12 protein-coding genes and 1 pseudogene are annotated in these 11,524 nt (G+C 72.9%); 4 read left to right on the top strand and 9 right to left on the bottom strand.

Features of this window, described 5'->3' with window-relative positions; genetic code table 11:
• Window positions 1–218 (bottom strand): annotated as a pseudogene (locus ACLBYE_RS26975) (hypothetical protein); the annotation flags it as partial.
• 392 nt (window positions 219–610) lie between these two features.
• On the opposite strand from ACLBYE_RS26975, the gene dnaK reads away from it, so the two are divergent.
• The 4 genes from dnaK (at window position 611) to ACLBYE_RS26955 (ending at window position 5,133) form a co-directional block, all read left to right on the top strand.
• Window positions 611–2,527: a molecular chaperone DnaK gene (gene dnaK / locus ACLBYE_RS26970; RefSeq protein WP_056523672.1), complete on the top strand. Its 1,917-nt coding sequence runs from the start codon at window positions 611–613 to the stop codon at window positions 2,525–2,527.
• 252 nt (window positions 2,528–2,779) lie between these two features.
• Entirely contained in the window at window positions 2,780–3,928 is a 1,149-nt protein-coding gene (dnaJ, locus tag ACLBYE_RS26965; RefSeq protein ID WP_020093829.1) for a molecular chaperone DnaJ, read from the top strand.
• 139 nt (window positions 3,929–4,067) lie between these two features.
• Window positions 4,068–4,706: a class I SAM-dependent methyltransferase gene (locus tag ACLBYE_RS26960; RefSeq protein WP_020093830.1), complete on the top strand. Its 639-nt coding sequence runs from the start codon at window positions 4,068–4,070 to the stop codon at window positions 4,704–4,706.
• Between the two features lie 109 nt (window positions 4,707–4,815).
• Complete coding sequence (locus ACLBYE_RS26955; protein WP_447696519.1) at window positions 4,816–5,133, top strand: hypothetical protein; 318 nt, start codon at window positions 4,816–4,818, stop codon at window positions 5,131–5,133.
• Between the two features lie 54 nt (window positions 5,134–5,187).
• Here ACLBYE_RS26955 and deoA read toward each other — a convergent pair whose 3' ends face one another.
• From deoA to ACLBYE_RS26915, 8 genes are all read right to left on the bottom strand, one after another.
• The gene (gene deoA, locus ACLBYE_RS26950; protein ID WP_447696518.1) at window positions 5,188–6,501 is read right to left on the bottom strand and encodes a thymidine phosphorylase; all 1,314 of its coding nucleotides are present in this window, start codon (window positions 6,499–6,501) and stop codon (window positions 5,188–5,190) included.
• 2 nt (window positions 6,502–6,503) lie between these two features.
• On the bottom strand, window positions 6,504–7,235 hold the full coding sequence (gene deoC, locus ACLBYE_RS26945; protein WP_447696517.1) for a deoxyribose-phosphate aldolase: 732 nt from the start codon (window positions 7,233–7,235) through the stop codon (window positions 6,504–6,506).
• The gene (locus ACLBYE_RS26940; RefSeq protein WP_447696516.1) at window positions 7,228–8,052 is read right to left on the bottom strand and encodes a purine-nucleoside phosphorylase; all 825 of its coding nucleotides are present in this window, start codon (window positions 8,050–8,052) and stop codon (window positions 7,228–7,230) included. Before ACLBYE_RS26940 ends, deoC begins: the two co-directional genes overlap by 8 nt.
• Entirely contained in the window at window positions 8,045–8,485 is a 441-nt protein-coding gene (locus ACLBYE_RS26935; protein ID WP_447696515.1) for a cytidine deaminase, read from the bottom strand. Before ACLBYE_RS26935 ends, ACLBYE_RS26940 begins: the two co-directional genes overlap by 8 nt.
• 64 nt (window positions 8,486–8,549) lie before the next feature.
• Complete coding sequence (locus ACLBYE_RS26930) at window positions 8,550–9,317, bottom strand: anti-sigma factor (protein WP_026605029.1); 768 nt, start codon at window positions 9,315–9,317, stop codon at window positions 8,550–8,552.
• Between the two features lie 101 nt (window positions 9,318–9,418).
• Complete coding sequence (locus ACLBYE_RS26925) at window positions 9,419–10,054, bottom strand: sigma-70 family RNA polymerase sigma factor (RefSeq protein ID WP_447696514.1); 636 nt, start codon at window positions 10,052–10,054, stop codon at window positions 9,419–9,421.
• Between the two features lie 56 nt (window positions 10,055–10,110).
• Window positions 10,111–10,677, bottom strand: a complete 567-nt coding sequence (locus ACLBYE_RS26920) for a glutathione peroxidase (RefSeq protein WP_447696513.1) — start codon at window positions 10,675–10,677, stop codon at window positions 10,111–10,113.
• Window positions 10,678–10,824: 147 nt separating this feature from the next.
• Window positions 10,825–11,524, bottom strand: a 700-nt coding sequence (locus ACLBYE_RS26915; RefSeq protein ID WP_447696512.1) for a methyl-accepting chemotaxis protein, incomplete at its 5' end; no start/stop codon positions are given.

Genomic DNA, 11,524 nt, shown 5'->3' with positions numbered 1-11,524 from the left:
GCCTCGGGAGCCGCCGCGGGCGGGCCCGGCTCGCCCGGGGCCCCCGGGACGGGCGCCGGCTCCGGCAGGCCGCGCGGCGGCACCGGCGGCCGCTCCGGCTTGATGCCGAACAGGCGCTCGAAGAAGTTCTGGGCCCGCGCGGGGGGCGCGGCGAGCATCCCGGGCGCCGCGACGGCGACCGCCAGGATCGGGAGCAGGAGGCTGCGGGTCGGGCGCATCGGACTCTACGACGGGGAGACGAAGTGGCGGGGCCACGCGCAACCCCTTGTCGAAACGTTAACACGCCGTCGATGGCGCGGACGTGGCAGCGGAGCAACAAAATGCAGCCACGCCACCGAACCGGCGCCGGCCGCGCGGCGAGATCCTGCCGGAATGACAAGGGGATGGCGCGGATCTGCGGGGCCGATCCCGCCGCGCAGGCTTCGCCTTGCGGGCCCGGAACGGGCTTCTTATATCGCCCTCGACGCGGGATTGCGCGCTGGGTTTCAGCCGTTCACGGCCCTTGATCCGGCCCGGGTCCCATACTCACATCACCCCCGACACCGCCATGGGCCGAGCTGCTTCGGGGCTCGGCGGTCTGCTTGAACGCGACACAAAGAGGGATCCCACCATGGGTAAAGTTATCGGCATCGACCTGGGCACCACCAATTCCTGCGTGGCCGTGATGGAAGGCACGCAGCCCAAGGTCATCGAGAATTCGGAAGGCGCGCGCACCACGCCGTCCATCGTCGCCTTCACGGACGACGGCGAGCGGCTCGTCGGCCAGCCGGCCAAGCGCCAGGCGGTCACGAACCCCGAGCGCACGTTCTTCGCCATCAAGCGGCTCATCGGCCGGACCTACGACGACCCGATGACTCAGAAGGACAAGGGCCTCGTGCCCTACAAGATCGCCCGCGGCGACAACGGCGACGCCTGGGTCGAGGCGGACGGCAAGAAGTACTCGCCCTCGCAGATCTCCGCCTTCACGCTGCAGAAGATGAAGGAGACCGCCGAGTCGCATCTCGGCCAGCCGGTCACGCAGGCGGTCATCACGGTCCCGGCCTACTTCAACGACGCCCAGCGTCAGGCCACCAAGGACGCCGGCAAGATCGCGGGCCTCGAGGTGCTGCGCATCATCAACGAGCCGACCGCGGCGGCGCTCGCCTACGGCCTCGACAAGAAGAAGTCCGGCACGATCGCGGTCTACGACCTCGGCGGCGGCACCTTCGACGTCTCGATCCTGGAGATCGGCGACGGCGTGTTCGAGGTGAAGTCGACGAACGGCGACACCTTCCTGGGCGGCGAGGACTTCGACAACCGCATCGTCGAGTACCTGACGGCCGAGTTCAAGAAGGAGCAGGGCATCGACCTGACCAAGGACAAGCTCGCCCTCCAGCGCCTCAAGGAGGCCGCCGAGAAGGCCAAGATCGAGCTGTCCTCGGCCACCCAGACCGAGATCAACCTGCCCTACATCACCGCCGACAACACCGGCCCGAAGCACCTCGCGCTGAAGCTCAGCCGGGCGAAGTTCGAGTCGCTCGTCGACGATCTGGTGCAGCGCACGATCGAGCCCTGCCGCAAGGCGCTCAAGGATGCCGGCGTCTCGGCCTCCGAGATCGACGAGGTGGTGCTGGTCGGCGGCATGATCCGCATGCCGAAGATCCAGGAGGTGGTGAAGGCCTTCTTCGGCAAGGAGCCCCACAAGGGCGTCAACCCGGACGAGGTCGTGGCCATCGGCGCCGCCGTGCAGGCCGGCGTGCTCCAGGGCGACGTCAAGGACGTGCTGCTCCTCGACGTGACCCCGCTGTCGCTGGGCATCGAGACGCTGGGCGGCGTGTTCACCCGGCTCATCGACCGCAACACCACGATCCCGACCAAGAAGTCCCAGACCTTCTCGACGGCGGAAGACAACCAGAACGCGGTCACGATCCGAGTCTTCCAGGGCGAGCGCGAGATGGCGGCCGACAACAAGCTGCTCGGCCAGTTCGACCTCGTCGGCATCCCGCCGGCGCCCCGCGGCATGCCGCAGATCGAGGTGACCTTCGACATCGACGCCAACGGCATCGTCAACGTGACGGCCAAGGACAAGGCGACCAACAAGGAGCACCAGATCCGCATCCAGGCCTCGGGCGGCCTCTCGGACGCCGACATCGACCGGATGGTGAAGGACGCCGAGGCGAACGCCGAGGCCGACAAGAAGCGCCGCGAGCTCGTCGAGGTGAAGAACCAGGGCGAGAGCCTGATCCACGCCACCGAGAAGTCGGTGACCGAGTACGGCGACAAGGTCCCGGCCGCCGACAAGGGCGCGATCGAGACCGCGATGACCGCGCTCAAGACCGCGCTGGAGGGCGACGACGTCGAGACCATCAAGGCCCGCACCACGGACCTGATGCAGGCCTCGATGAAGCTCGGCGAGGCCATGTACGCCGCCAACCAGGCGGCCGGCCCGGATGCCGGTGCCGAGGCGGCGGCCTCCGAGAAGAAGGACGACGTCATCGACGCCGACTTCCAGGAGGTCGACGAGAAGGACCAGAAGAAGCGCGCCTGAGGCGCGGATCTGATACGACCGCGCGGGGCCGGAGCGATCCGGCCCCGCCTTTGCGTGAGAAGCGTATTCAGAAGCTCCGTCATGCCGGGCCTGCGGGGCCCGGAACCGGGAGCCGCCGGCCGATCGCGGATCCGCGTCGGCGGCGCCTCCGGTTTCCGGGCTCGTCAGCGGCCTCCCGGAACGGCGGCGCGGTGGTAGAGAAGCGTCGCGGCCCGGGGTACGGGACGGGACGGGAAGGCACCTGAGGGCGGGATGTCGAAGCGGGACTATTACGAGATCCTGGGGGTCACCAAGACCGCCACGGAGGGCGAGATGAAGGTCGCCTTCCGCAAGCTCGCGATGACCTATCATCCCGACCGGAATCCCGGCGACAAGGACGCCGAGATCAAGTTCAAGGAGATCAACGAGGCCTATCAGTGCCTCTCCGACGGCCAGAAGCGCGCCGCCTACGACCGGTTCGGCCACGCGGCCTTCAGCCAGGGCGGGGCCGGCGGTCCCGGATTCGGCAACGAGTTCGGCGACTTCATGTCGGACATCTTCGACAATTTCTTCGGCGACGGCCGCGGGGCCGCCGGCGGTGGCCGCGGACGCGGCGGCACGCCGGGCCGCGAGCGCGGGGCCGACCTGCGCTACAACCTCGAGATCACCCTGGAGGAGGCCTTCACCGGCAAGGCCGAGACCATCAAGATCCCGACCTCGATCACCTGCGAGGTCTGCGACGGGTCCGGCGCGAAACCCGGCTCGAAGCCGCGGACCTGCCCGACCTGCGCGGGCTACGGACGGGTCCGGGCGGCGCAGGGCTTCTTCGCCATCGAGCGGACCTGCCCCAACTGCCACGGCCGCGGCGAGATCGTCGACGATCCCTGCACCGCCTGCCAGGGCGCCGGGCGCGTCAACCGCGAGCGCACCCTCTCGATCAACGTGCCGGCGGGCGTCGATGACGGGCTGCGGATCCGGCTCGCCGGCGAGGGCGAGAGCGGGCTGCGCGGCGGTCCGGCGGGCGACCTATACGTCTTCCTGTCGATCAAGCAGCACGAGTTCTTCCAGCGCGACGGCGCCGACCTGTTCTGCCGGGTGCCGATCTCGATGGTGACGGCCGCGCTCTCGGGCGAGATCACGGTGCCGGTGATCGACGGCTCGCAGACGCAGGTGCGCATCCCCGCGGGGACGCAGACCGCCAAGCAGTTCCGCATCAAGGGCAAGGGCATGCCGGTGCTGCGTTCGCGGGAGGTCGGCGACCTCTACATCCAGGTCTTCGTCGAGACCCCGCAGAACCTGACCAAGCGCCAGCGCGAGCTGCTCCAGGAGTTCGACCAGTCGGCCTCCCCGGAGAACCATCCGGAGTCCGCGGGCTTCTTCTCGAAGGTGCGGGACTTCTTCGGGGGCGCGGTCCGGCCGTGAGGCCGGATCCGAATCCCGGGAAGACCCGTTATGCAAGCGGCCGGCGTGGCTTGCATCCCCTAGGCGCGGCGCCGGCTTGACTGTAAGACAGCGCCGTCCCTAGCCATTCATTCTCATCCGGCATCAAGGAATCCAGGACTTGCCGCCGCTCCGCCGTCCCAACGCGAAGGCTCCTGCGGGCAGGAGCGCGATTTTCGGGCCGCGGCGCGACCCCCTCGAGGACGAGGCCCGGTTCCTGCGGTCCTGGCTGGAGCGCCCCCTGGTCACGGGGGCCGTGACGCCCTCGGGCAAGATGCTCGCCCGGACCATGGCGGCCTACGTCGACCCGCGCCTCGAAGGGCCGGTGGTCGAGCTGGGCCCCGGCACCGGCCCGGTGACCGAGGCGCTGATCCGGCGCGGCGTCGCGCCGGAGCGGCTGATCCTCGTGGAGTTCAACCCCGATTTCTGCCGCCTCCTGACCCATCGCTTCCCGGGCGTGCGGGTCATCCAGGGCGACGCCTACAACATGCGCGCGAGCCTCCAGGACGTGCTGACGGAGCCCGCCGCCGCGACGATCTCGAGCCTGCCGCTGTTCACCAAGCCGCTGGAGCAGCGGCTCGACCTGCTCAACACCGCCCACGACCTGATGCGGCCGGGCGCGCCCTTCGTGCAGTTCACCTACGCGGTCGTTCCGCCGATCCCGGCGCGCTGCGAGGCCGGCAGCTATACCGCCGACCGCTCCAACCGGGTCTGGCTGAACCTGCCGCCGGCGAGGGTCTGGGTCTACCGCCGGCCCTGACCTGAACACGGGCTGAGCGAACAGGTCACGTTCGCGTCAACTGGAAAGGCGCAGACCTGGGACACGGCCGGACGCCACAGGGCGACCGGCGTGGATCAGGAGAACGCCGATGTTCACCAAGACCGCACGAACCCGCTTGGCCGCCGCCCTGGCCTTCGGCGGACTCGCCTTCGCGGCGCCGGCCATGGCCGCGCCCCTCGGCCGCGACGCCGGCCTGCGGGCGGAAGCCGGCGACCTCCAGACCGTCCAGTACGGCTACGGCTACGGGCACCGCCACGGCGGCTGGGGTCACCGCGGCTACGGCCCGCGCCATCACCACCACGGCTGGGGCCGGGGCCACCATCACGGCTGGGGACACCGCGGCTTCGGCCCGCGTCACCACCACCACGGCGGCTGGGGCCATCGCCACGGCTACGGCCGCTGGTAAGGGCTCTGAGCCCGCCGCGCCCGGCCACGGCTCCGTGATGGCCGGGCGCGGCCGCTAGCCGGCGCCCACCCGCTCGAGGACGGGCGGCCGCTCCGGCGGCGCGTCGCCCATCCGGTAGGCCGCCCGCAGCGCGGCCTCCGCCCGGTCCGCGGCGGCCTCGTCGGCCGCGTGGACGACCCCGAGCAGGCCACCGGACGATCCGGGACCGGCGAGATCCGTGAAGCCGACGCGCGGGTCGACCGGATCCTCCGGTCGCGTGCGGCCGCCGCCCAGCCCGATCACCGCCAGGCCCAGGGCCCGCGTCGCGATCCCCGCGACGGTCCCGTCCTGACGGACCGCCCGGCGCACCGGCGCGGCCGGCAGGTGCGCCGCCGGCCGCTCCAGGAGATCGCCCGGCCCGCCGAGCGCCGCGACCATGCGGCCGAAGCCCTCGGCCGCCCGGCCCGAGGCGAGGGCCTGCTCCAGCCGCTCCGCGGCGCTGTCGCGGTCCGGCGCCAGGCCGCCGACGACCAGCATCTCCGCGCCCAGCGCCACCGTGACCGCGTGGAAGCGCGGCTCGCGGCGCGCGCCCGTCAGGTAGTCGAGCGCGTAGGCGACCTCGACGGCGTTGCCGGCGGCGCTGGCGAGCGGCGCGTCCATGTCGGTGATCAGCGCGGCGGTGTGCAGGCCGGCCCCCTCCGCCACCGTGACGATGCTCTGGGCCAGCGCCCGCGCCTCGGGCACGCCCGCCATGAAGGCCCCGGAGCCCTGCTTCACGTCCATCACGAGCCCGTCGAGCCCGGCGGCGAGCTTCTTCGACAGGATCGAGGCGGTGATCAGGTCGCGGGACTCGACCGTGCCGGTGACGTCGCGGATGGCGTAGAGGCGCCGGTCCGCGGGCGCGAGTTCGGCGGTCTGGCCGATGATGGCGCAGCCGACCTCCGCGACGACCCGGCGGAACGCGTCGAGCCCGGGCGTGGCGTCGTAGCCCGGGATGCTGCCGAGCTTGTCCAGCGTCCCGCCGGTATGGCCGAGGCCGCGCCCCGAGATCATCGGCACGTAGCCGCCGCAGGCCGCGACCATCGGGGCGAGCGGCAGGCTCACCGCGTCGCCGATGCCGCCGGTGGAGTGCTTGTCGAGGATTGGCCCGGGCAGGTCCCAGGCGAGGATCCGGCCGGATTCCGCCATCGCGCGGGTGAGCGCCACCCGCTCCGGCAGCGACAGGCCGCGGAAGAACACCGCCATGGCGAAGGCCGCCGCCTGCCCCTCCCCGACCGTGCCGTCGGTGAGGCCGCGGATGAAGGCCCCGATCTCGTCCGGATCGAGGGGCTGGCCGTCGCGCTTGGCCCGGATCGTCTCCTGAGGCAGCCTCTCCTGGGACAGCCGCACGCTCACAGCGTCCGCGCCCGCATGAGGGTCTCGAACAGGCTGCTCGCCCCCAGCCGGAAGGTTCTCGGGCTCACCCAGCCGGGGCCCATCAGCCGGTCGGCGAGGTCGAGGTAGGTGGCGGCGTCGGCGACGCTGCGCAGGCCGCCGGAGACCTTCAGGCCCGCGGGGCGGCTGCCGCCGCGGATCTCGGCCAGCATCGCCTCGGCGGCCTCCGGGGTCGCCGAGACCGGACTCTTGCCCGTGGAGGTCTTCAGGAAGTCGGCGCCCGCCTCCAGGGCGATCCGGCCGGCCTCCCGGATCCGCTCCGGCTCCGCGAGCGCGCCCGTCTCCAGGATCACCTTCAGGGTCGCGGACCCGCAGGTGTCGCGCACGGCCTCGACCATGTCGCGGGCGACCGCCGCCTCCCCCCGCAGCAGCGCGCCGTAGGGCAGGACGAGGTCGATCTCGTCGGCGCCGTCGCGCAGGGCCTCGGCGGTGTCGTCGGTGGCGCGGGCGCAGTCCTCGCCGCCCGCGGGGAAGTTGATGACCGTGGCGATCCGGATCCCGGTGCCCGCGAGCGCCCGCGCGCCCTGCGCGACGAAGCGCGGCCAGACGCAGATCGCCGCGACGCCGCCGCGCTTCGCGTCCCGGCAGAGGACGTCGATCCGGGTCTCGGTGCAGGTCTCGCCGAGATCGGTGAGGTCGAGGAGCGGCAGGGCCCGGCGGGCGACCGCGCCGGCTTCGGGGTCAGTCATCGGCTGTCTCTCCGTCGGGCAGGCCGGCCACGAACGCCCGGACCAGGCGGCCGAGATCCTCCGCGGCCCGGGCCGCGACGTCCTTCGTCTCGGCGTGGTGCGGCGCGCCGCCGGCGATGCCGGCCGCGAGGTTCGTCACCACCGAGACCGCCGCCACCGGCAGGTCGAGGAACCGGGCGAGGATCACCTCCGGCACGGTGGACATGCCCACGAGGTCGGCGCCCAGGATGCCGGCCATCCGCACCTCCGCGGGCGTCTCGAAGCTCGGGCCCGAGAACCACGCGTAGACCCCCTCCCCCAGGGGCAAACCGCAGGCCTCGGCCGCCGCGCGGAGCCGCGCCCGCAGGTCCGGGTCGTAGGCCTCGGTCATCGGCACGAACCGGGCGTCGCTGGCCTCGCCGATCAGCGGGTTCAGGCCGGAGAGGTTGATGTGGTCGGCGAGCAGCACGAGGCTGCCGGGCCCGGTCGCGGGCCGCAGCGATCCGGAGGCGTTGGTGAGGAGCAGGCGGCGGGCGCCGAGGTGACGGGCGCAGGCGAGCGGCACCCGCATCGCCGCCGGGTCACCGCGCTCGTAGGCGTGGGCCCGCCCCTCGAAGATCAGGACCGGTCGCCCGGCGAGTCGGCCGCGATGCAGCCGGCCGCCGTGGCCGCTGACGCCGGGCCCCGGAAAGCCCGGGATCGCCGCGTAGTCGACGGTGCTCGCGTCCGTGAGGGCCGCCGCGATCCCGCCGAGGCCGGTGCCGGTCACCACCGCGCAGGCGTAGGGACCCGCGAAGCCGGCGGCGCGCAGGGCGTCGCGGGCGGCCGCCTCACTCACCGAGCGTCTCCGGGCCGAAGGATTCCGGCAGCAGCTCCGCCAGCGTGAAGGTGCGGGCGACCCCACCCGGACCGGCGGCGTGGATCGGGGTGTCCGGCCCGGCGAACTCGCGGATGCGCTGGCGGCAGGCGCCGCAGGGCGTCACCGGGCCGTTGCCGTCGCCGCAGACCAGGATCGCCGCGATGCGCCGGCCGCCGGCCGCCACCATGGCGGCGATCGCCCCGGCCTCCGCGCAGGTCCCGACCGGGTAGGCGGCGTTCTCGACGTTGCAGCCGGCGTGGATCGCGCCGCGCTCGTCGCGCAGCGCGGCCCCGACGGGGAAGCGGGAATAGGGCGCGTGCGCGTGCGCGCGCACCGCGCGCGCCGCCTCGAACAGGGCTGCGAGCCCGTCATCGTCCCGTGCTGGGTCCCGTGCTGGATCCGCGGCCTGCATGGCCGATCTTTGGCACCCGCCGGGGCGCCCTGTCGAGGCCTCGTGCGGGAGTCCGGCTCGGCGCTCAGCGGGTCGCCGGACCGGCGCCGAGGAGGCTCGCCGCCTGACGCAGGTCCGCGTCGCTGCGCGGTCCGCTCAGGGCGTAGGCGGTGTCGCCCGCGTTCCACGAGACGACGTCGCCGTCGTCCGAACCGGTGATGAGCGTCGTCGGTCCGCCGCGGATGCCGCGGGTGGCGAACAGCGACGCCTCGCCGAAGCGCTCAGTCTCGAGGGCGACCTCGATCCCGGTGCCGTGCCGGGCGGGGAAGACCTGGATGTCGCGCACCCGCCAGCCGTCGGGCAGGGCCGGCAGGTCGATGCCGGTCGCCGAGCGGAGGCGCGCCCGGTCGTAGACCGGATCGTCGGCCTGGCCACCGATGCTCTTGCGGAGCTGCGCCACGACCCGGGCCTGCCGCGCGTCGGCGATCAGGGCCGGATCGGGGGTCGCCGCCAGGGTGTCGGGAACGCCGAAGCGGCCGATCTCGTCGTGGGCCAGCCAGCCCGCGCCCACGAGCACCGCGATCGCGGCGGCCCGCTTCAGGCGCGAGGCGACGCGGCGCCAGCGCAGGTTCCGGTCGAAGCGGCGCGCCAGGACCATGTTCCGGTCCGGCCCGGGCCCAGGAACGCGCTCGAAGCAGGCCCGCAGGGCGTCGCGATCGTGCATCTCGGCCATCACCCGGGCCGCGGCCTCGGGATTGGCCGCGAGGTGCGCCTCGACGTCGAGACGGCGCATCGGGTCGATCTGGCCGTCGACGAAGGCGATGAGATCGTCGTCTGTGATCGGATCGATCATCGTGAAGTCCTCGAATCCAGCGTGCCCGGAGGCGATCCGCCGGTCGCAATCGTCAGTCGGCACCGGCGCCCGCGGGTGCCGGTCCTTCATCAGCTCCGTGCTCAGCTCTCTCCGACGGCGCGTCGCAGAGGCCAGGCGGACCTTTCCCGCGGCTCGTCGGACACGACGAGCCGGAGGGTGGAGGGCGCTCCGCGCCGCGTCTCGGGTGTCTTGGCGGGCTCCGCCTCGTCGGAGCCGCGGTCGGTCCGCGTCCCCTCCTCGAAGGCCCGCAGGGCCGCCCGGCCGCGGCCGAGACGGGACATCAGCGTGCCGATCGGGATGCCGAGAACGGCCGCCGCGTCGGCGTAGGCCATGCCTTCCAGGGTGACGAGGTGGAGCGCGGCGCGCTGCTCCTCCGGCAGCTTGAGGAAGGCCTGCCGGATCTGGGCGAGGCGCACCTGACCCTCCTGGGCCGGCGGCGCCATGTCCTCGGTCATCCGGACCAGCGTGTCGGCGTGCCGCGCCTCGACCTGCCGGCGGCGCTGCTCGTCGATGAAGGCGTTGTGCAGCACCGTCATCATCCAGGTGCGCAGATTGGTGTTCGGCCGGAGCGAGCCCTGCATCTCCAGAGCCCGCACCAGCGTGTCGTGCACGAGGTCATCGGCCCGCAGCGTGTCGCGGGTGAGCGACCGCGCGTAGCGCCGCAGGGGCACCAGCAGGTCGAGGAGGTCCGGGCGCTTGTTCTTGTCCGATGCCATGATGTGTGAACGCGGAGCCCGCGCGTTTAATCCCGCCCGCCGGCCCGGCCTCGCGGTCAGGCCTGGTCGAGGGTCGCGGCGATCCCCGAGATGACCCGCGGGTCGGTCGGCTCGACCTGCGTGGCGAAGGCCGCCGCGAGGGCGCCGTCGCGGGCGATCAGGTACTTGTGGAAGTTCCAGCGCGGCGTCTCGGCGGGGCGCTCGGCCGCCGCCCAGCGGTAGAACGGGTGGGCGCCCGGCATCTTCACCCGGGTCTTGGCCGTGAGCGGGAAAGTGACGCCGTGATTCCTCCGCGCCGCCTCCGCGATGGCCGGGCCGTCCAGGGGTTCCTGGTTGCCGAAATCCGGCGACGGGACGCCCAGCACGATGAGCCCGCGATCGCCGAACCGCGTCCAGAGCGTCTGCAGCCCGGTGAGCTGCCCGGCATAGCCGCAGGCTGTCGCGGTGTTGACCACGAGGATCGGCTTCCCCGCGTAGGCGGAGAGGGGCATCGGCGCGCCCTCCGGGGTCTCGAAGACGAAATCCGTAGCCCGCGCGGTCCCGGCCGGCTGCTCCGCGGCGCGGGCGCCGCCGGCGAGACCGGCACCGATCAGGATCAGGGCCTCGCGGCGCAGCAGCGTCATGGCATGACCTATTCGCGACTTCGTCGCGCGATCGGGCACGCGATTTTCCGCGCGGCAACGCGCCCGATCCGCCACGGTTTCACGCGCCGCCACGGTCGTTTCGACGCAGGCTCGGCGGACAGCGGATCGGAACGCCGGCTGCCGGCCTCAACCCGTCCGGACCGTGTCGAGGAAACGGCCCACTTCCGCGTCGAGCTGCTGAGCCTGCCCCAGCAGCCCGGACGCCGCCTCGAGCACCTGCGCGGCGGCGCTCCCGGCCCCCTCCGCCGAGCGGGCCACGGCCGTGATGTTGTTGGTGACGGCTCCGGTCCCGAGTGCCGCCTGCCCGACGTTCCGGACGATCTCCTGGGTCGCCGAACCCTGCTCCTCGACCGCCGCGGCAATCCCGCTCGACACCGCGCTGATCTCGTTGATGCGGCCGACGACCCGCGTGATCGCGTCGGAGGCGTCCCCGGTCCAGGACTGAATCTCGCCGACCTGCCGGGCGACCTCCTCGGTGGCTCTCGCCGTCTGCTCGGCCAGTTCCTTGACCTCGCTCGCGACCACCGCGAAGCCGCGACCCGCCGCGCCGGCGCGGGCCGCCTCGATCGTGGCGTTGAGGGCCAGCAGGTTGGTCTGGCCGGCGATGCCCGAGATGAGGCCGACCACGTCGCCGATCCGCGTCGCGCTCTCCCGCAGGCTGCGCATCAGGTCCGCGGATCGTCCGGCCTCCGCGACGGCCGTGTCGGCGAAGCCGGCCGCCGTCTGCACCTGACGGCCGATCTCGTGAATGGTCGTGCCGAGCTCCTCGGCGGCGGCGGCCACCGTGCTGACATTCGTGGCCGCCTGCTCGGCCGCCGCCGCGACC

The sequence above is a fragment of the Methylobacterium sp. A52T genome (assembly GCF_053346095.1).
The sequence above is the reverse complement of the archived record's forward strand: the minus strand, read 5'-3'. Positions and strand labels throughout refer to the sequence as shown.

Coding starts and splice junctions, on each gene's coding strand:
- dnaK (WP_056523672.1), top strand. CDS start 611: ATGGGTAAAGTTATCGGCATCGACCTGGGCACCACCAATTCCTGCGTG.
- ACLBYE_RS26930 (WP_026605029.1), bottom strand. CDS start 9,317: ATGATCGATCCGATCACAGACGACGATCTCATCGCCTTCGTCGACGGC.
- ACLBYE_RS26920 (WP_447696513.1), bottom strand. CDS start 10,677: ATGACGCTGCTGCGCCGCGAGGCCCTGATCCTGATCGGTGCCGGTCTC.
- ACLBYE_RS26955 (WP_447696519.1), top strand. CDS start 4,816: ATGTTCACCAAGACCGCACGAACCCGCTTGGCCGCCGCCCTGGCCTTC.
- ACLBYE_RS26925 (WP_447696514.1), bottom strand. CDS start 10,054: ATGGCATCGGACAAGAACAAGCGCCCGGACCTCCTCGACCTGCTGGTG.
- dnaJ (WP_020093829.1), top strand. CDS start 2,780: ATGTCGAAGCGGGACTATTACGAGATCCTGGGGGTCACCAAGACCGCC.
- deoC (WP_447696517.1), bottom strand. CDS start 7,235: ATGACTGACCCCGAAGCCGGCGCGGTCGCCCGCCGGGCCCTGCCGCTC.
- ACLBYE_RS26935 (WP_447696515.1), bottom strand. CDS start 8,485: ATGCAGGCCGCGGATCCAGCACGGGACCCAGCACGGGACGATGACGGG.